Annotated in this window: 20 protein-coding genes and 1 pseudogene; 11 read left to right on the plus strand and 10 right to left on the minus strand. The window is 42.4% G+C overall.

Annotation, left to right across the window (positions count from 1 at the left end; translation table 11 throughout):
* Window positions 1-48: 48 nt before the first annotated feature.
* Window positions 49-912, minus strand: a complete 864-nt coding sequence (locus M9194_RS01605; RefSeq protein WP_250610559.1) for a hypothetical protein — start codon at window positions 910-912, stop codon at window positions 49-51.
* A gap of 198 nt (window positions 913-1110) precedes the next feature.
* Here M9194_RS01605 and M9194_RS01610 point away from each other — a divergent pair, with 198 nt between their 5' ends.
* The 4 genes and pseudogenes from M9194_RS01610 to M9194_RS01625 all read left to right on the plus strand — a co-directional run bounded on the left by M9194_RS01610 (window position 1111) and on the right by M9194_RS01625 (window position 4751).
* The gene (locus M9194_RS01610; RefSeq protein WP_250610560.1) at window positions 1111-2346 is read left to right on the plus strand and encodes a methyltransferase domain-containing protein; all 1236 of its coding nucleotides are present in this window, start codon (window positions 1111-1113) and stop codon (window positions 2344-2346) included.
* Between the two features lie 308 nt (window positions 2347-2654).
* A pseudogene (locus tag M9194_RS01615) lies at window positions 2655-2782 on the plus strand (IS1 family transposase); the annotation flags it as partial.
* A 163-nt stretch (window positions 2783-2945) separates the two neighbouring features.
* Entirely contained in the window at window positions 2946-3413 is a 468-nt protein-coding gene (locus tag M9194_RS01620) for a type III secretion system chaperone (RefSeq protein WP_250610561.1), read from the plus strand.
* A 36-nt stretch (window positions 3414-3449) separates the two neighbouring features.
* Window positions 3450-4751 carry a hypothetical protein gene (locus M9194_RS01625; RefSeq protein WP_250610562.1) on the plus strand — a complete coding sequence of 434 codons (1302 nt, stop codon included), beginning with the start codon at window positions 3450-3452 and terminating at the stop codon, window positions 4749-4751.
* A gap of 242 nt (window positions 4752-4993) precedes the next feature.
* Here M9194_RS01625 and M9194_RS01630 read toward each other — a convergent pair whose 3' ends face one another.
* From M9194_RS01630 to M9194_RS01640, 3 genes are all read right to left on the minus strand, one after another.
* Window positions 4994-5836, minus strand: a complete 843-nt coding sequence (locus M9194_RS01630) for a DUF3626 domain-containing protein (protein ID WP_250610563.1) — start codon at window positions 5834-5836, stop codon at window positions 4994-4996.
* Between the two features lie 103 nt (window positions 5837-5939).
* Window positions 5940-6716, minus strand: coding sequence for a phosphotransferase family protein (locus M9194_RS01635; protein WP_250610565.1), 777 nt, complete (start codon window positions 6714-6716; stop codon window positions 5940-5942).
* 52 nt (window positions 6717-6768) lie between these two features.
* Window positions 6769-7668, minus strand: coding sequence for a type 2 periplasmic-binding domain-containing protein (locus tag M9194_RS01640; protein ID WP_250610567.1), 900 nt, complete (start codon window positions 7666-7668; stop codon window positions 6769-6771).
* A gap of 231 nt (window positions 7669-7899) precedes the next feature.
* Between M9194_RS01640 and M9194_RS01645 the strand changes: the two genes are divergently transcribed.
* Complete coding sequence (locus M9194_RS01645; protein ID WP_250610569.1) at window positions 7900-9072, plus strand: CyaA/EF/ExoY family adenylyl cyclase toxin; 1173 nt, start codon at window positions 7900-7902, stop codon at window positions 9070-9072.
* A gap of 45 nt (window positions 9073-9117) precedes the next feature.
* Here M9194_RS01645 and M9194_RS01650 read toward each other — a convergent pair whose 3' ends face one another.
* Window positions 9118-9972, minus strand: coding sequence for an AraC family transcriptional regulator (locus M9194_RS01650; RefSeq protein ID WP_250610571.1), 855 nt, complete (start codon window positions 9970-9972; stop codon window positions 9118-9120).
* A 143-nt stretch (window positions 9973-10115) separates the two neighbouring features.
* Between M9194_RS01650 and M9194_RS01655 the strand changes: the two genes are divergently transcribed.
* Entirely contained in the window at window positions 10116-10517 is a 402-nt protein-coding gene (locus M9194_RS01655) for a hypothetical protein (protein WP_250610573.1), read from the plus strand.
* A 5-nt stretch (window positions 10518-10522) separates the two neighbouring features.
* Here M9194_RS01655 and M9194_RS01660 read toward each other — a convergent pair whose 3' ends face one another.
* Window positions 10523-11872: an MATE family efflux transporter gene (locus M9194_RS01660; protein ID WP_250610575.1), complete on the minus strand. Its 1350-nt coding sequence runs from the start codon at window positions 11870-11872 to the stop codon at window positions 10523-10525.
* A 152-nt stretch (window positions 11873-12024) separates the two neighbouring features.
* Between M9194_RS01660 and M9194_RS01665 the strand changes: the two genes are divergently transcribed.
* Window positions 12025-12972: a LysR family transcriptional regulator gene (locus tag M9194_RS01665; protein ID WP_250610577.1), complete on the plus strand. Its 948-nt coding sequence runs from the start codon at window positions 12025-12027 to the stop codon at window positions 12970-12972.
* 9 nt (window positions 12973-12981) lie between these two features.
* On the opposite strand, the gene M9194_RS01670 is transcribed toward M9194_RS01665, so the two are convergent.
* A complete protein-coding gene (locus M9194_RS01670) occupies window positions 12982-13902 on the minus strand; it encodes a LysR family transcriptional regulator (protein WP_250610579.1) in 921 nt (306 codons plus the stop codon).
* A gap of 113 nt (window positions 13903-14015) precedes the next feature.
* Here M9194_RS01670 and M9194_RS01675 point away from each other — a divergent pair, with 113 nt between their 5' ends.
* Window positions 14016-14939: an SDR family NAD(P)-dependent oxidoreductase gene (locus M9194_RS01675; protein ID WP_250610580.1), complete on the plus strand. Its 924-nt coding sequence runs from the start codon at window positions 14016-14018 to the stop codon at window positions 14937-14939.
* A 29-nt stretch (window positions 14940-14968) separates the two neighbouring features.
* Complete coding sequence (locus M9194_RS01680) at window positions 14969-15349, plus strand: DUF4345 family protein (protein ID WP_250610581.1); 381 nt, start codon at window positions 14969-14971, stop codon at window positions 15347-15349.
* A gap of 46 nt (window positions 15350-15395) precedes the next feature.
* Here the strand turns inward: M9194_RS01680 and M9194_RS01685 are convergent, their stop codons facing one another.
* The gene (locus tag M9194_RS01685; protein ID WP_250610582.1) at window positions 15396-16520 is read right to left on the minus strand and encodes a GGDEF domain-containing protein; all 1125 of its coding nucleotides are present in this window, start codon (window positions 16518-16520) and stop codon (window positions 15396-15398) included.
* A 357-nt stretch (window positions 16521-16877) separates the two neighbouring features.
* Here M9194_RS01685 and M9194_RS01690 point away from each other — a divergent pair, with 357 nt between their 5' ends.
* Window positions 16878-17081 carry a hypothetical protein gene (locus tag M9194_RS01690; RefSeq protein ID WP_250610583.1) on the plus strand — a complete coding sequence of 68 codons (204 nt, stop codon included), beginning with the start codon at window positions 16878-16880 and terminating at the stop codon, window positions 17079-17081.
* Between the two features lie 29 nt (window positions 17082-17110).
* Here M9194_RS01690 and M9194_RS01695 read toward each other — a convergent pair whose 3' ends face one another.
* Window positions 17111-18232 (minus strand): threonine synthase, encoded by a 1122-nt coding sequence (locus tag M9194_RS01695; protein ID WP_250610584.1) that lies wholly within the window; start codon window positions 18230-18232, stop codon window positions 17111-17113.
* A gap of 343 nt (window positions 18233-18575) precedes the next feature.
* Between M9194_RS01695 and M9194_RS01700 the strand changes: the two genes are divergently transcribed.
* A complete protein-coding gene (locus M9194_RS01700) occupies window positions 18576-19037 on the plus strand; it encodes a hypothetical protein (RefSeq protein WP_250610585.1) in 462 nt (153 codons plus the stop codon).
* 62 nt (window positions 19038-19099) lie between these two features.
* On the opposite strand, the gene M9194_RS01705 is transcribed toward M9194_RS01700, so the two are convergent.
* Window positions 19100-19879: a sulfite exporter TauE/SafE family protein gene (locus M9194_RS01705; protein WP_250610587.1), complete on the minus strand. Its 780-nt coding sequence runs from the start codon at window positions 19877-19879 to the stop codon at window positions 19100-19102.
* Window positions 19880-20314 lie beyond the last annotated feature (435 nt).

Below are 20314 nucleotides of genomic sequence, written 5' to 3' on the forward strand. Positions count from 1 at the left end.
AAAAGTGGGTGACCAAACACCACCCACTATTCCTAAATTTGAATAGAATTAAAACTTCAGCCAATATTTGTCTGGGATATTTCGAGTGGCGTCAGATAAATTTGGGTTGGGGATATTGAACACACGGCGCTGCTTCATCTTCGCTTGCTCAAAGGTTTTCTTCACTAAGGCTGAATTGTCGAAAAATTCCAAAAAAGAGCCGTCTTGATAAGCTTTTTCAAAACCAGTGTTGAGTAGGTCAACTACAACCTTGTTCTGTGCGGCAGGTGAAACAAACAAGAACATAGGAAATTTATAAACCAACATCAACTTACTATCGACCACTAAGTTTGAATATTGTTTACGTTGGGCCAATTCACTATAGGGTTCAATGACTGCTCGGGGAAACAAGTCCGCACGACCTGCATCAACGATTTTAAAAATATTCTCAAAGCTTGGTACTTCTTTTACCTTAAATCCACCCGCTTTGAGCACACCGACATCAGCCCAACCTTCCCCTTGAATCATGCTAAATTTTTCAAGTTCTGCTTTTGTTGTTACGTTCGCCAGCTTAGCTTCTGTGGTTTTATTTGTAATAAATATTCGATGTCCTAACAAACCGCGAAAAACCGGGTAACGAATAGGAACCAGCTGACTTTCGAGTTTCTTATCGGCTCCCAACCAATCTACCGTCATTTTGCCCTCTTTGAGCAATTGCACTTTTCTCGATTGGGAGTCAACCGGGCGAGAATACGGCTTAATGGTGACTTGCTGTCCTGATTTTTTGGCAAGAAAGCCAATCAATTCGATGGCGTATTTATCAAGATCAGAGCCATCACGTGGAATTGGGTGAATAATTTCAACTGCCGAGATACTTGTAGCTGAAAACAATATCAATACGGCATAAAGCCCGCTGCGAAATAGTGTGCTCATCAGACATTCCTTTTTTGCTAGAACACTATAAAAACTAGTCAATAAATTCTTGATGTCAAAATTATCAATTGAGGGTTTTGGAATTGGTTTCTCGTTGTATCTAGTCATGCGTAATAAAAGATATTTTTCTTGCGCTTGCATAATACATTAGTGCTAATGTATTATGCTTGGCGCCTCTTGACTACATGGGTTTTGAATATGAAAGAAACATACACTCCAGGATTAGGTGAACTGTTAAGGCATTTTTCTGAGTTACTCGACTCTGGTGCTGCTAAAGCTTACCAAGACAAATCTCTTCATTATCGACCAAGATACACGCCAATTATGAGAGCCCTCGCTGATGGAAAAAGTACCGTCAGTGACATGACCGATTACCTTGAAATAACACAAGGAGCCGTTAGTCAAAGCTTGAAGTTGATGATAGAAGATGGTTTAGTCACCAAAGAAAAAAACTCTGATGGAAGAAGTTCCTATATTAAGCTCACCAAAACAGGTCAAACTTTGCTTGATGATCTCCAATCACATTGGCACAGCACTTTTACTGCCATCGAGCAACTAGAACAAGAAGTACAAACTCCAATTAGAGAAGGCCTCTTAAAAGGAATCGATGCACTAAAAAGTGAGCCTTTTAACGAGCGCTTAAGGCGTACTGAGAAAAGACAATTGCCCCTAAATACCAACAGCGCCGCGACTGTCAAACAAAGTCATTTCATTGCTGGTGGTAAAGACTACGCCACGTTTAGACCTAGTTACCCAAACCCTTTGGCAAAAGCATTGGCAGAACTTTCTCAACGTTCACAAAGAGTGCTAGATGTAGGTTGTGGGACAGGTCAGCTTTCCATTCATTTGGCTGACTACTTTGATGAGGTAATAGCAACTGATGTCAGCCCTGATCAACTCGAAAATGCCAGTAAAAAATCCAATATCAGTTATTTTCATTCCAGTGCAGAATCCCTTCCTGTCACAGACAATAGTGTTGATTTAGTGGTTGCAGCCCAAGCGGCCCACTGGTTCGAATTGCCGCAGTTTTACCAAGAAGCAAAACGTATAGCAAAACCTAGGGCTCACCTTGCGTTAATCAGTTATGGTGTGCCGCTTCTCAAAGGTGGATTAAACGCAGCATTCTCTCGACTTTATTGGCAAGCATTGGGATCGCATTGGCCACAAGAGCGCCGCCATGTTGAGAACGGCTATTTGGATCTCCCTTTCCCTTTTAACGAAATTGAATTTCCAGAATTTCAAATTCAGCAAAACTGGGACTTCGACCAACTAGCAGGTTACATCGGCACCTGGTCTGCCACCAAACAAGCAATAAAGAAAGGCGAGCACGCTGACCTAGAGAGTGCGATGAGCCAGCTAAAATCACTTTGGGGTGATGCAGAAGTGAAAAAAGACATATATTGGCCGATTTCTGTGAGGGTTGGGCAATTGTAGGGTTTTGTGACACTTTGAGTTACCTAGACACTTAAGATCTCATTTTATAGTTCATCACACCTTTGGTGGTGCATATGTACCTGCGAGTATGACGAAATAGTATGGCAGTTAGGGTACGGAAAAATTGCTTGGAAATAACAAATAACATCGAACCATCAAAGCTGTTTTTGGACAAAAGCCATTAAGTGAAAATACACTCAATGGCTTCATATATTCCAGAAAGGTTAATGAAAATCGATACCCTGTAGCGTCTTTACTGACGCCAGAATCAGTTTGAGCAAGTTAGTTTAACGATCTCTCATCCGAATTTCCGCACAGATGACTTCTAGTTTACTCATCCCAGTTACCGCTAGATAAGCATATCTTAGGTAAAAGGTATACACAGAAAATTAAGCGCACAAATCTAACATTTCGAATTCGGTTGAAACGATTGATATGGTCATTGAAAAATGAGTTTGATGTGTCGCTCTACAGGTTGGCGTCACACACTCTAAAGTTAATAAAATAGAATATCCTGCTATTTTTTGATAGCTTTTCATAGATACATCTATAATATTTATTTTTGAGTAATAATTCCATAAAATATAAGTTACCCAGCAATGATAAGTACTAATGTAATAGATGGTTATCTTATTGAAGCAGCTGACCTACTACCTGTTGAATCAATTGTTAAACATAATGATTTAAGTTGGAGTGTGCATTTTGAAAGTGGTGAAATAATCGAAGCTTTCTATTCTCCAGAGCAACACAAAATAACCCTACAAACAAATCTAGGTATACCACCAAAAAAGATTAGTCATTTTGTTAATCGTCTTTTACTACAATATAGCTTCAATTGGCCAGAGTCAGGAGGAATACAAATGGCTTTAAACCCTGATGACGACTCTGTTATACAAATTTTTCAGCTTTTCTCTCACGAGCTGACGGTACAGATACTAATTAACACGTTGTTGGCTTTTTTTGAACGCGCAAAAACATTTAGTGAAATGATCATAGACGAGAATTTTCTAAAGAGTTCAAATAGTGATGATAACCACTCAATTTCTAATAAATTCATGATCGTTTAACTATATTCCATAATTTATTCCCACTATGAAACCCATATGACTAATAATACTATCAACCCAAATTCGTTTAGTTTTAATGACTTATATTCATTGAAAAGCACGATCCCAGTTGGCCATGAAATTCGAGGTAGAAATTCTCGTACGACAAATGGAAATATAGTCTTATATAGTAAGTCTGGTGTAAAGGATAGTAGTATTACAATAAAAAATAAGACCAGTAAATGGCCATTCTCTACTAGTTTTTCAGCCAGGCAGAACAGTTATGACAAAGGACGAACCGAATTCAAAGCCGCGTTGTTACATTTATGTGGTCAATCCGATGCGAAAAAGAAACAAGTAGAGCAACTATTTCAAAGTATCGTGTCTAGAGAACCAAGATCTGATGGACATAGTGGAATTGTGACAGGCAATGATGTTCAATCAGCATATAACATCTTCAATCAAAGCACTAAGCCACTTTCTTCTCACAAAGTGTCTGATACTTTGGAGGTTTCTAGCCCGGAAGTTTCGGAGGTACATGAAGCAAAAGAGGTAAATTTAGTAAAAACCTTGAAAACTGCTCCTAGGTTAAAATCTCACATATTACCTAAACATGAACTGCTTCGGCAGAGTAAACAGTGTGAGGTAGCAAAGCAATCAATACTAAAGAATACAAAGCTACAGTCAGATGATATATGTATTGTTAACCCCAACATGGAGACTGGCGTTTGTCACAACTATGCGCTGCACAACGAGTTCCACTCCAAAGAAGTAAAGCTATCAAGTTCATTGGTTCCAAGTAAGAGCTCTCTCCATCGAGATTATCTAAAGTTACTGGAAAAAGATCCAAATGCTGTGGTTGCTGTTTTTTATCAAGGAGGACAAATTGGACATACTGCTCGCTACGACAAGGGCCTTGACGCGTTTGTACATACCTTACCAGAAGAAGCCTTATTTACTTGTCCACCTGAAATTTTTAAGAAAAGGGGTGGATACACAAAATTAGAAATTCTAACACCTGACATGAAGCCAAAATTAGAGAAAGAAATAAGGGAGTTAGATTTTCAGGAACAGAAACAGCAGCAAAGTGTGAAATTGAAGGACAATCAAGTTGTAGCATTGTTACAGAAAAGGCTTGAGGATGCTGGCCTCTATGATGTGGGGCAGCTATTAGAAGATGAAGTAGAATATGCGTCTCCAAACGATCAGAAACTAGCTGCTTTATATAAAGATATTGAAGCTAGGCAAATAAAATCTGGAGATGAGGGTATGGTACAATATTTAGCCGAACAGATAGTCGCTCGTGATATAGATTTTGATGTCGATGATTATTTTAAAAGTAACTCCGTTTGGCTTTAAGGCCCTGTAAATAATTTGTATTATACCCGAGCTACTTCAAGACACAGGATTAACATCATTCCAAATGCGTAAATACGAGTAGATAAGGCTTTACTACCCTTTCACTTGTCAGCATTTTTAGTAGGCTAGCATTGAATGAACAAATATGCATATCAAAGTATTGAGATTCGTGCTTTAACTATTCAGGAGAACTTCATTTGGGCAATAACTAGCCCCTTGGAAATAAGGGCTATGAGGGTTTGTTACAGTTGCGCTGTTCGGTAACCAAACCTCGCCAAGTAGTGCCAGACTTTCTTGACATCTTGCTCGTCATAACCCTGCTCTGTAACCGCTGCTCCCAGTATTCTCGCGTTTATTGTACCGTCCGGGGCTAGCTCTTTCGCTAGGTCAATAAACTGCTGTCCACGATAGTCAGGGTGACAGTTCATTTCTTCGAGACTTAACTCATAACCCTTGTGCCATTTTATTGGGACAGCCAAATTTAAGGCATGTTTCTCTACAAGAGTAGAACGGTAAATTGGGTCTAACACAACACACTCGACATCATCTTTTAGTGAAATAACACCATGTATATGAGCTTCAATATAATCATCAAGTAAATCCGCATTTGAAGAGGATGCTTTATCGATGAGTGCCTTAACACGGTTATAAACCGCGAAGTCTTTAGGCTCAAAGAAGCTATCTGGATAGCAAAATGTCGTTCGTTCCAAGGTATGGGGTTTCAACTGGAAGTAAGAAGAACCAAAACGAGGCGAAGCTCCCATCTCATAATTGCGAAAATTTAGAGCGCCATATTTAGGCCGAATACTGTCGGATGCATTGTCGTATGCAGCATCGAAAACTCTGTGCTCCCACCGCCAGCGTTCACCGCCAGTATAAGCAGTTAAACCACCATTGCTCGTGCCAGTTTCGAATTGGGATTTTAAGACACCATCATTTGCAATCGCCTGAAGCAGAGATTTATTGTCAGAGGTGTAGCGATCTGGGTGAAAGTTAATGGTCACAGCGCAACGAATTGGGCTCTCCGCCCCCACAGACTTCAATCGGATATTTTCAATTGCTTGCTCTACTGCACGGTTAACCATGAACTCTCCTGTTTTTAACGACAATACCAACGTGTTAAGGCGAAAAACTATCGCTTATAGTCTCCACATATCGCAGCCTCTTGTCATTTACTTTATGAGCCCATTAAAGCCTCTTTCTAACTGATACCACCCAGTCAGGTACATTACTTCGATACCAATTTATGTATGTGGATGCTGCTGGATTGCCTCGGCTCAATAATAAGTTGACCACTTCAACTATTATCCAGCATTTGGCAATGATGAGATGCCTTTTAAGTTCCTGTATCGACAGTGAGGGATTATATGGGACATATTTTTCGATCACTTCCTCGTAATCGGTAATACTTCCCAGCCCTTTGACCAAAGGAGCCAAGTCTATTGCCGGGCTTCCCTTACCAAAACGCTCCCAATCGAACAAGACTAACTCTCCATTGCTCCTTGTACCCCAATTGCCGTCGTTGGTATCACCTGAAATGAGCCCTGGGTACTCAAAGAGTTCAGAGGACTTGCTTTGAATATGTTTGACAGCATATTGTTCGTCTTTAGATAGTTTTAACGCTTGAAAAGCTATATCTGTCGCACTGTCTGACCATTCGTGCTTTTTTACTTCAAATGTCAGAGAGTATTGTGAGAGGTGAAGATGGGCTATTTGCTGAAACATATTTGAATTGGTTTGTAACTGCTCAAGCCCCATTCGGTTGGGGATATATTCGATGAACAAATCATCTTGTGTTACCCGAAGAAGTTTCGGCGTATTAATCCTCTTCAGATTTGATGCGGCGAATTTGTAGAAATTGATTTCTACGTCAGATGCACCTTTCTTGCGAATACACGGCGTACCTTCAATATCAGTGAGCGCAACATAAGCTCGCCCCATCTTGGATAAATCCTGTTTGTTCATCGCGTTTCTTTGTTTAAACGAATCAGTGGAGCAAATATTCGTTCAGTATGTTTCACTGTGAGCTCTTCACTTCAATTTGATTTGGGTCTATCAATAAGCTTTTTCTTTTGAAGGGTATACTGCTGGGTAAGAACGGATTCGACAGCTCGATAATGACGCGTTCATCCAAATTCGCTTTACTAACTGTGTCATGGAAGAATTGGTTAAAAGTGTCATCAAAACTGCCGTCTTCAATCATCATTTCTAATCCTCGCTCGACTTTGTCTCTTAACCTTCTGCCCTTGTCTGTCGGCATAAACCATACGTAGCGAACAAAATCATAGTGCAATACGATTGACTGTTCGATCGCTAACTCAGGAAAACTCGTGCTCCACTGCTGATGCTCGTCGAACACTTCTTGTATACCTCTCGGGAAAGCGTCAACGTTGCCGCTCGCCACCAGCGAAAACATCTTCGAAAATTGGCTTTCTTGAAATACGGGAATGCCGTTGAATTCATAAACTAAAATATCATTCCAACCCTGACCTTGAACTAGCTTCAAGTGTTGCAATTGTTGGATGGTTTTTATTTGGTCAAATTGAGCTTGTTTGTTTTTATTGATTAACATAATTCGCCAGCCTAACAATCCCCGATCCAATGGGATTCGAATAGGCAAAAAGCTGTGCTCCATGGTTTTGGTGACGGGTCGGAACACTAAGTCAACTCTCTCTGCTTCGAGTAAGCGTAGCAACAAGGACTCACTCGCCTCAGTATCGATTCCTTTCAAAACATAATAGGTATTGTCATCAGACACCTTATCCAAGGCTTGCTCAATAAGCGCGACATGGTAACGAAAGCGCGCCTTTCCTTCATAAGGGTGCATCACATAAACCGTTTCTAAGCCATAACTGCTCGTAGTGTGAGAGCCTAGAGTGATAAACATTAATACCGCAACGATATGTGCACAGCGCATAAGAGCCTACAAAAAAAGAAAGTGAACAGTTTAAAACTAGTTCGCTAGCGCTATTCACGCAAACGCACTTGACCATACCTTTGGCCTCTTCAGCGGCATTGATTGCGTGAAATGTGATATAAGTGTCAGTAATTTATCGATATTTTAATAGATACTGGATGAGTCAATAAGCAACAAATCCCTTACCCCAACGCATTGGGGACTCTTATGCCAACATGAAGAGGAGGCTCTATGTTATATGGAGACCCAGCAGTGAACGCATCTGGAATGCCCTTGGCTCATGGTGTTGTTTTTTCAAATATCGCAAGGCACTTAAATTGCGTCATCATATCGAGATCAGTCGGTAAGTACGCAACCCAATTAATTCAAGAAAACTACGCAACCAAAGGGTTTCACGTTAAAGCAAAATCATGCAACTGGGGGCCTATGGCAGGCTTTGTCCTCGCCGATCCCCGGTTTTCAAAGTACGGCGCTGATAACGGTAGAAAAGTAGCGGGTCAACAACGAGCGATCAACGATGCCATTCATCATGGCGCGGGAAAAGCTGGTCTCTACATCACAGAAGAGCGTAGGCTTGAGCTGATTAACCTGTTCAATGGCGATCCGACCACCACCTATAACGAAGTGCATGTCCTAGACAATGAGAAACATGTATCCACGTCGAAAGGAGGCACACAACTCGATTTTGTATTGAAACGCCAGCTTCCCAATCGAGTACCTGGTGGCGGTGCTAAGCGATTATGGGCAGTCTGTTATCGCCACAGACATCAACACCCCGACGACGCGGCGTTAGGCGCAAGAATTAACACCAGTGTTGGCCGCCTGTATCAAGTGATGGGGCTTACCGACCCACGAGGTGATAGAGCCACTAAAGCCACCTATCGAGGAGTTATGACCGGTGACTACGACTTGTGGGGCTGCTTTCCGAGAGAAGCAAACTATGACCCTGACAACCTTGATAGGCGCAGAGTACGTAACTCAAACAACGAACTGTTTAACTTTGGCCACTATGAAAGATATGAACATCGCCATATTGGCAACATGAGCCGAAGATTAAGGCTTGTCCGTGATCGATTAAATGCAGGGTTTAGAGCCGCAGGGTATCAAGGTGGCAATATGGTACATCACAGTGACGAAGCTGGACGCCCTATGGTGGATAATATTGAAGTGGATGCCGTGGCCTTTTTCCCTACCGGAGAACGACTGTTTTTCTCCACGACAGAGGAATATAAAGATTTTATCCAAATGTGCCGCACTCTAGGCTTCAAAACCCTCCTAAATGCTTGGTGGCACCTTTACAAAGAAATGAATCAAGAGCAAATGGATAACGTCATGGCAAATCGCAATCATCACCTGGCCGTACTCAGTAGTATCAAAGCCATGGGCGCAAGAGCTCCGATATGATATCGCTTCCCAAGTCTTATCGGCCAACTGGCCGATAAGACTCAATTACGACTGTAACAAAAACCAGCATTCTGTCACCAATTCTGTATCTGCAACTTCATGGTCAAAATTTTGATAACAGAATAGGCAGGGAAAGTCTTCCAACGATTCACCTGACTGCGGTAACCAATCACGCAACACTGCATAAATAGTGTCACCAATACTGTCGCGAGATCCTTTATGAACCGCGATGGCGTATTTTCCTTCTGGCAGACGTTTATCCAATATGTTCTTATCTTCAATGACTAGGCTTTCAGGAACTGTCAGTGCCAAATCAAACCTAAACTTCTCAGCGGGCGTTGTGGCTGGATCATCATATGCAAAACCAAATGCATCTCCGGCAGAAGGTTTTACATTAATAGGTAAAGACTTTGCCCAAGTCACCAACCGATTGACACTCTGCCCTAACCCGCTAGGATCTCCTCTATGTTCAAGCACTGCCAACCTACGTGAACTGACCTGTTTAACGATGACATCCATCGCATTTTCTCCTAATTTTGAGACTATATAAGGAGGGCTTTCCCATACACGCCAACTACCATCGGATCGGAATTGTCCAGGCGTTGAGCCACAAACTTGCTTAAACGCTCGAGTGAAGGACTGTCGAGATTCAAATCCGGCCTCTAAAGCCACTTCAATAATGGGGCGCGTATGATCAACAACCAATTGGTGAGCAGCACGTTTAAGCCTCAACCAACGTATGTATTGCTGTAAAGATAACCCTGTGTAAGCGGTAAAAAGTCGATGGAAGTGAAACTTCGAAAAACAAGCGACTTTACAAAGAGTATCTAACGATAGCTCTTCATCTAAATGTTGACCAATATAGTCAATTGTCGCTTGCACACGTTGTTCATCTTTCATTCCAGATTCCTCTTTAAACCTGCCACAAGCTTACTCTTCCCATAGATTACAGGTTTAACCATTTTTGCTTTTATTGCCTTTAGACATGATGGCATATACTAAACATTAGATAATATGGCTGAACATAGGAGTTGGAAATAAAGATGGAATATCATGTCCATGGTGATTACCTCATCGAACATTCTGGCGATATCTTAATCGTCCGACTATTTGGTAGCTGGAATAAAGAAGCAGCCATACTGTTTTCCCAACATCTTAAACAAACCGTGAGCCAATTCAACGGGCGTCCTTGGGGGAATATGTTAGATATGTCGAAGTGGAATCTGGCGACACCAGATATCTGGGAAGTGGTTGAAGAGCTCGCCCATTGGACCGATCAAAACAACCACCGATTCGAGGCGGTTGTTACAAACAAAATCATAGAAAAGCAGCTGATGAATCAAAGATTTGAATACAGCCCTCGGTTAACCAAGGCCTTCTTCCCTGATGAAGAGTCGGCACTGAATTGGTGCCGACAACAAAACGAGAAGTTATGTGAAATATAGGCTAACTAATGCTGATATTTCAGCACATTAGTGGTATTTCTTTGTTTGCCTATGGCGCTGTTAAGTTGCAATAATAACAACACACCGGTCACCGCTAAACCAATGCCAATACCAGACCAAATACCAGATAAGCCAAAATGAGACATCAAAACCCATGCGGAAGGTAAACCAAACAACCAATATCCCACTGCTGTAGAAACCGTAGGGCGATTAACAATCTTCATTCCTCGGAGCAAATTAATCGCCAGTAGCTGCCAACCATCGACCACAAAGCACAGCGCAACAATCCATATCACCGAATTAAACAGCTGTGACACATCCGTGTTCGTGGCGCTGATACCAAATAAAGACTGGATCGCATTTGGCCAAAGAATAAAAATGGCAGACAGCACGCCACTGATCGCCGTGACTAACACAAAACTATGCCAGGAAGTCCGTTTAATGCCTGCAGGATTGTCAGCACCGTAGTCTTGTCCCACCATGATTGCCGCCGCCTGAGATAAGCCAAAGTTGATATTCCAAGCAAAGCTCAAACACTGCAGTAAAATTTGATGGACGGCCAACGCAACAACACCAATCATTCCAGCCAGCAGTGTCCCACCATAGATTAAACCATTCTCCAATGTCGCCGCGAGTGCGATAGGCACACCTAGTGACAACAAAGGCAAGATCAATTTAAACGAATACTCCTTGAGATTTGACCACGGTGCAAATCGGTTAAATTCATGGCGGCTAAATACCCACGCACAGTAACCAATCATCACAAGAAATGCGGCTAACGAAGAGCCATAACCCAGGCCCGCTAATCCCATATTGAACACGAAGGCGAAACAGTAGCTAATGGGCACATTGATGAGTACGGTCAAGATAGACATAACCATGATTGAACGCACTCGACCAAATGCACTTGTTAGCCCTCGTAACACGAGTAACAAAAATGAAGGTAGTAATGCCCATTTCATTGCATCAGCATATTCCATCGCACTTTTTACTATTTGTGGTGACTGGTCTGCTAACACTAGCCAATGAGGGATAAAGACAAAGATAATACTGATAACGATTGTAAGAACAATCGAAAGCAATACGGCCCCTTTTATCGCTAGTCGAATCTGTCGCTCTGCATGCTCTGGTCTGGCGGCACGTTGACCAAAAGCAATGGCGATTAAATTGGCCACACAACCGACAATGCTGCTCGAGACAACAAAAATAAAAGTATAGACAGACGCACCTAGCCCGCCAGCCGCTAGAGCATCGACACTGATACGCGACATCATCCAGACGTCAGTCAATACCAAAGCAACTGAGATAAGCTGTGAAACAATAAGAGGTAATGCCAAATAAACAATTTTCTTCATTTTTAACTAAATTTTATTTCATATATTTGGGTTTCTTATTCAAAAAATACTGAATAATAGTTGATTTATACGGGTAGGTTAATAATTTATGCGCTACCATTCAATTAACATTTATGTCATGATGACATTCATTAAACTCATGCGAAAACGTAATGACTCCGTATCCAAACCTTCCCCATTCTCATCATGCGCTAAAAACGTTTGAAGCAGTGTCCAGACTGCTCAGTTTTACACTCGCAGCAGATGAACTTAACGTCACACAAAGTGCGGTAAGCAGGCAGATCAAACAACTTGAAGATGAACTCCACACAACACTTATCACAAGAAAACACCGCGCAATAGAACTCACCCTACGCGGACAAGAGCTCTCTTTCGCGCTCAGCAAAAATTATCAAACGATTGATTCGCTTATTTCTTCTTGGCAGTTGCAGAGCAAACAACGGCTAGTAATAAAAGCCAGTTTGAGCTTCACAACGCGGACTCTCATTCCCAAACTGAATGAGTTGTACGAGCGATACCCAGATTATGAAATCATCATCGTTCCCTCACTAGATGGGGAGGCGAGCGTCAACACAGATGACTACGATTTACTTATATTCTGCACTAAGCAACCTGATGATTTTCGCCACTGGCCCAATATGATTTTTCTCCGTGATGAGTACATGGCCCCGGTATGCGCGGCCAGTATCGCGGAAGAAGGCAGTGATCTCGACTCGATCTTAGCCATGCCAAGGGTTCACTCGACGCTCGATCACTACGACTGGAAACTCTGGTTAGCGAATCAGAACGTGGAAGATGTCAGTAACGTTCGCGATATCTCGTTCTATTCACTTGATGTGGCATTAAGTGCTTGTTTGGCTGGCCAGGGCGCAACAGTGACGGACCTTTTACTTGTTCTCCCTGAGCTGGAGCGCGGCTTCTTAAAATGCCCCGATAAGGTCAAAGTCCAGTACAGCGCCTGGCAATATTTTTGTTACAAACGCAACAACTCGCCGCTTATCGATGAAATCATTCAGTGGATAGGTGAACAATCCGAAAGAGAAATTCAGCAACTGCAAAAGTTGTCAAAACGTCATCATTGGACTGGAGTAGTGAAATGAAGGTGTTGGTTATGCACTTGCCACCGTCCCGGCCACCCAAAACTCGTTTTCTCTAGATTGAATTTGTTCACCTAGAAAGTCGACAAACCGGCGTATTCGCGCGGTTCGGCGTAAGTCGCTATGAAGCAGTATCCAAATGCTACGATAAGGAAGTGGTTTTTGGAACGGTGCACGAACTAGATCTGGATGCCTATCCCCAATGTTACACGCTAAATAGGCCATACCAAGACCAGAAGCGGCCAACGTGATAAGGGGTACAAGCTCCGAGACTCTATGCTTTAGTGTTGCTTTAGGATAGAAACTGTCTCTTAGCCAAGGGGCAGACGTGTCCTCTTCAGGCTCATTCCAACCAATAAAATGCAATCCTTCACCCGCATTATCTTTCACTTGATCGGCATACTCTCTCGTGCAGTAAGCGGCCTGTGACATTTGAACCAAACGTCGACCAACCGCATCGTCATACACCTCGTAGGCCACACGAATCGATACGTCGGCCTCTCGGCGGTTGAGGTTAACGATGTCATTACCAAACTGTAAATTGAGCGAGATATCGGGATGACGCTCGGAGAACAAAGTGAGGTCATCCATAATTGAGGTCATCGCCATACCATGTGGCATGGACACGCACACTGTCCCCACAGGCTCACTATCCCTGCCGATAATCATGCGAGAGGCAGACAGCATTTCATCTTCCACTCGTTCAGCAAAAGGCAGCAATTCTTCACCAATTTGTGTTAACACTAACCCCTGCCTAGAGCGGTCAAACAGCCGACTGCCTATTTTCTCTTCCATAATGGAGAGCCGACGAGTCAGTGTCGTATGGTTCACCTCAATACTTTCCGCACCACGACGTAAACTTCCCGAACGGACAACCGCTAAGAAAAACTTTAGGTCGTCCCAATTAAACGCATAGCTCTCGTTGTTTACCAAGTCATCACCTGTGGTTCATTTTTGAAACACCGTGTTCATATTTACCTATATACAGTTCATTTTTCAATCATGATAGCTTAATTACATGTCAACAATCACAGAAAGGGAACGACATGCATACCATTAAAACCGTACTCATCACTGGTGCCAACGCTGGGCTGGGCTTCGAAGCCGCACGTCAACTGGCGTCACAAAAAGGAATCACTAAAATTTTTCTCGGATGCAGAAATCGTAAAAAAGCAGTGGAGGCAAAAGACAAACTGATTTCACTGACCGGTAAAGATATATTTGAGGTACTGATACTTGACGTTTCAGATTCAAACTCAGTCCATAACGCCGTATCCGAGCTTAGCTCGCCTATCGATGCCGTGGTTTTAAATGCGGGTGGTACAGGTGGCAAAACCCCTCACCAACTCACCCAAGATGGTGTTACCAATATATTTGCGAGTAACGTGCTGGGCCATGCTGTGTTGGTAGAGTCACTGATAAAAAGCCAGCTTGTCACTTCCACGATTCTGTATGCAGGGTCAGAAACTGCAAGAGGAATACCCAAAATGGGAGTTGCTAAGCCAGAACTGAGCAGTACTTCCATAGAAGAGTTCACTGCGATAGCCAACGGCAATAAGTTTGGCTCCAATGCTGATCCTCTCGATGTCTATGGCACGATCAAATTGACGGCGACATTATGGATGTCATCGATGGCAAGGCAATACCCACACCTTCGCTTTATCACCATGAGTCCGGGAGGAACAACAGGTACGAATGGCATGGACGATTTGCCCGTACTCAAAAAAATACTGTTCAAGTACATCGGTAGCCTATTCATGCCACTAATAGGCATGATGCATAGCGTAGAGAAAGGGGCATCACGGTATATCGAAGGGCTGCTGGACCCAAGGTTTGAAAGTGGGCATTTCTACGCCAGCCGAGCTGGCTCCCCTACCGGACCTGTTGTTGACCAGCTATGTCTCGAACCACTCTTTGGCAACGTTGTCGCGCAAGATAATGCTCGCAATGCCATTCAAAAATTCTCATAAACCTAATTCGTCATTAATGGAGCACTACGATGGACTTAACACTACAAATTCTGATTGGATTGATCACCTTAATGCTTACTGGAATGGGCATCATGTCTATGTTTGCCCCAACAAAGATGGTCACTAACTTCGCACTAGAGCCCGTTGGTAAGGCTGGCCTCAATACGATTCGTTCCGTTATAGGGGGCCTTTTTGTAGCCAGTGTTGTCATGCTTGCTAACGGGCTCATATCGGGTGATACAGAAGGTTATTTCTTTGTGGCCATTATCATGCTGGTCGCTGCTGCTGGCCGAGTCGTTGGGTTGATATTGGATGGGTTTGATAAAGCGGTCGTACCGCCATTAGTTTTAGAGTTGGTTATTGCTGCAATACTGCTTTACGCCCATATGAAAAGTGGTGGGTTTTATTAATCCATAACCTAAGCTAATGATAAAACCCAGTGTACCCAAGAAGCCATTAACTACTTGGGTATACCTGGTTTCTACCCAAGCTTTTCGCTTGATATAGGTTTTCATCCGCTTTGGCGATCGTTGCATCGATGGAGACGTTGATGTCATGTTCAGAGATACCAAAGCTTGCAGTGAAGGTTATAGTCTCAGTATTGTATTCAAACGAGCTTTGCTCACAGTTTTTTCGCACTCGCTCTGCAGCAGTAATTGCATCGCTCATATTGCAGTTGGGGAGAAATATCAAAAACTCTTCGCCACCATATCGGGAAGAAACATCGACCTCTCTTACCGACGACTCTATCACATTAGAGAATAATTTGATGGCAATATCACCAGCCTCGTGGCCATAGTTGTCATTGATTTTCTTGAAAAAATCAATATCCGCTATGATGACACAAGCTTTTTGGTTATTTCGATTTAATCGGTCTTTTTGGCTATCCACTTCCTGAAACAGTGCTCTTCGATTTAGCAACCCCGTCAAAGAGTCTCTAGTTGCGTGAAACGACAGCTCAGAGTTACTGTCAAACATAAAGCTAGATAATATAAATATGCTGACCCCACTTAGGTAAGCTGGCGCGAAAATCAAGTTCCCCACCATCAACTCGTGAAAGTAATAAGCCCGTGTATATTGGTCAGTACTGATGATTTCAAAAATGTTCATTACCATCACCACTCCCCACATAGACAAACTTATAGCCAGCATTTTGTCGGCGATATTTGGTTTTGGAAAACGCGTAAAAATGGCCAAGAGTATAATTGCAATATTAATGATGATATACGCTGATGTGGGTATCAGATTGTAAGGGACGAAGAATATCAAAAATAGCTGAACAACAAAGGCAACATAACAAATATACTCCAATCGCTTTTTTTCAAACCGGATCATGTTGCCTAACGTAAGGCTAGTAGAGGCCAATATAATCGACATTTCTAGTATCAGTGGCTCAATCACATATTGAAACCTTGGGATTCTGTCGAGCATTACCATTGCCACGAATACAAGTAAAAAATAAGCCACGAAGTAGGGTTTCGATTTTCTTTTTTTATCAGGCTCTTGAATCAACAATATCGCCGAGGTGCTAAAGAGAATAATGACTAAAATCGACAGTATAAGTGAGTTATTTACAAGCATATCTTCCCTATATGATTGATGGTCTGCACTGGTATAGATCTGATTACCATAATCTTAGTACATGAGGCTTCGACAATAGAGCGAGTTGACTGTTCACTCAAATTTCGGTTGTCAGGCCAATTTTTTAGCGGGGCACAGGCATAAGTGGGGGATCTCATGCGAGACTCAACGAGCTAGGTAAGGCTTCAATGGTAGAGCGAACAATATGGAATGGATTTTATTCCTATTGAACTCTTCCCATCAGTGATAGCGTAGGCTAAAGTAGCGATTGTCGATATATTCTCTATAAGCCGCTATAACTTAACTATCCAATGTCCGAACAAACGGTCATCGGAAATGTGAGAGGGAGAGAGAAAAATGCACTTAGGTTCGCTAACAAAATCGATGTTAAAGATTGTTTTGTTTCTCACTTTGGTATTGGTGTTGATCTGGACGTCTACCATCTCTGATACTAGCGTCTCACGCCCTATCCATTTATCGAACAATCCACATTTAGGGCCCGTGACAATCACGGGCGATGGTGCGGTTATTGCACGCAGAGATTCGAAGCTGGCAAAATAAAAGTGGCCATAGTTTCACCAGAGCACGCCCTAATTGAAGAGCATTTTCTCTATCACCCCCGCCGCTTTTAACCCATTACCAGTGACCACACCCACCGTTGTTTGCTCAGATAAAATAATCTCTCGCTTAATCAGCTGTTCGACTCCAGCAAACGCCAATGCTGAGGTGGGCTCGATGAAAAAGCCCTGCTTACCCATCACTTCGACTGCTGATTTGATGTGCGCCTCTGAAACGGGTATAAAGCCTCCACAAGACTCTCTCACAAACCCAACTATTTCATTGAGGCGGGATGAACATTTGATTTTGATTCCTTCTGCCAATGTGTTGGCCGATCCAACCCGGATATCTTCACCATTAAAGCGCTGGACAAAAGGTTGAATACCCATGGTTTGTACACCAAAAAGCCTAGGTATTTGCTTGATTTCTCCTGAATTTCGTAACTCCATAAACCCAAGATAAGCCCCCGCCAATAGGCTTCCATTTCCGACAGGTACAACAATATTGTCTGGTGCGCGATAACCACATTGCTCCCATATTTCATAGGCGATAGATTTAACCCCTTCTATAAACAATGGGTGCCAATTATGTCCAACATAATGGCTGTTATGGGTATCGATACTTTCACGAGCAGCTGTTGCCACCTCTTCTCTCGAGCCTTCAATCTCGATGCATTGCGCTCCGTAGACTCTGGTCTGTACGGTTTTACTTGGCGATGTACCTTTGGGCACAAAGACATTGCACGTCATTCCAGCTTTAGCGGCATAAACGGCGTACGCCGAACCACCGTTGCCACTGGAGTCTTCAGCAATACTAGTGATTCCTTGAAGCTTAAGATAGTTCACCACCATCGCCGCACCACGGTCTTTAAACGAGCCCGAAGGCATCAAAGAATCCATTTTGACTAAAATAGGACATTGTCCAACTTGTGCCTTCGCAAGTGGAGTGATGGTTTCATCAAACGTCACATGGATATCTTGCCGATGTAGCGGGTACGCTTTGCTGTATCGCCACATGGTGAAGTCCGTATCGACAATATCCGACTTATTAAAAGTAACATTAGTCTTTACCCACAGCGCAGAGCCACACGAACATTGGACTAGCAATGGTGTAGCGTTCCACTCACTACCACAATTCATACATAGGTATTTCATACCACTCTACTTCCTGTATTTTTGCATCGATTGGTTTTAATTTATCGCGAAACGAGGAGCCCCAAAAACGAATCTTGCGTATAGGTTCCATTCCAAAAAGTAATGATTTCATCTAACACTTTGAAGGTATTAGATGTTTTGGTTTACATATATATGTGATCTAAGTTTAATTTTTCTCACTTTTGATACAGAGGTAATGATTGGGCTTTCAACACAGACAAAAAAGTGCTAGCTCAGCTAGACTCCACTTTGAAACCAAACGTCAGGCTATAAAAAATATTACTTCAAAAGCCAACAGCATATCTGCGACAAGCCGTCGGAGTCGCTATAAGAGTGGAGAAGAATGATGAACTACGAACAATGGGACAAACTTGCCAACGCATACATCTTTATTATCGGCGCTATGTGTGTGATATATATCTTCCGAAGTTTCTTTTCAACGAACTTCAAAACCAGCTCCTTACAACTCCTTACCACCTGCCTTTCGCTGCTGTTTATCTACGCCATCATGTTAATCGATAAGAATTGGCAGCTGTGGCCAACATTTGATGTGCAATACAGTATTAAAACCGCTCTGGCCCTCGTGTTCGTCTGCTATTTTGTTGTCCACGGTAGGCTATCGAGATGGCTAGCGATAGTGTCGATGCTCGGCTATATAGAACTTATGATGTATCAGAACTTCTATAGTTGGGTAGACGTTATAACAACAGCGATTGTCATAACGCCATTGCTGATATTTATTCAAAGCCAATCGTCCAACATTTTGGTACCAGCTCGCAGCAAACACCAAGTCACAAGAATTTAGTGCAAGAAAAGGCCAAACGAATCAATGATACGAGACGTTTGGCCACACTGATATAGCAGGCTCTAGAAACTGATTGTACGTACTGCACACACAAACATGACGATAGAAAACAGCATTTGCAGCTGCTCTTTGGATAGCTTTACAACCCACTTGGCCGCCAGCTTAGAGCTTATCATTGCTATTGGAGCCATAATAAACAAAGCAGGTAGATATAAATAACCCACTTGGCTTCCTGTATTCATACTCGCCACCTGAGTCGTGCTCAACATTCCGATGGTAACCAACACTAGAGAAACAGAGCTACTCACCAATGCACCCATTGCGCATGCAGATTTCACATCAATGCCACGCTTCACTAAAGATGAAATGGTTAACTCGTTGCCACTCACGCCCAACAATCCTGATACCACACCGATTTTCATGCTCATTCTATTCGATAGTGATTTATAAGTACGTAACAATAAAGTGCGCTCAGGCAGCATGCTATAACCAACTTGCACCATCATTGCAGCTAACAGCAAAGTCACAAATTGAGTCGGTATCCAATAGGAAATTGCCGTACCAACCATTAGCCCCGGAGCCAAAATTGGCAACATTTTTCTATATAATGCCCAGTTAAGATTGCCATTTTTTTGGTGGATCCATAAGCTAAATATCTTACTCATCAGTGAAATAGCCAAAGAAGTCGTCGTCGCAAAGTGAATTACGACATCACTGGGCCCAAATTGCTGGTTAAAAAACGCCATTAAAACAGGAATGAGAACTAGGCTAGCACTACCACCAATCAACCCAACCAAGACACCGGCAATTAAAGCCATAAGTGCTAAATTTACGAACAACATCGTAGTCTCCACTTCTTAAAGCTTTCGTCCCAATGCCCACAAATCATTTTACAAAGAGTAGATCAACGAAAGCACATCAAAAAGAATCTATTTTTATTCCAACGGGCAACACGACAGCACTCAAGAAGAATGAAAACAGAAAAATAATAGAAAGATTAATCTAGAATTTTAGAGACAACTCGGAGGCATTAATGGTTTAGAAATCATAGTGCCTCCGTGAGTAATGTGAATAGTGAAAATTGCTACGGAGAAATTGTTTCACAGATTTATTTGTAGGTAAAGATATTTGTTTATTGGATTTAGAAATTCACGAAATAAATATTAAATAAAATATAAAAAAGGGGTTTACATTTAGATTGGCTCAACTATCATATGTCGCAACCAAACTGCGGGCTAATAGCTTGCTTTCACCAACTAAGCGAAAGTTTAAGGAGA

Origin of the sequence: Vibrio sinus, assembly GCF_023634645.1 — a bacterium.
Lineage (GTDB): Bacteria > Pseudomonadota > Gammaproteobacteria > Enterobacterales > Vibrionaceae > Vibrio > Vibrio sinus.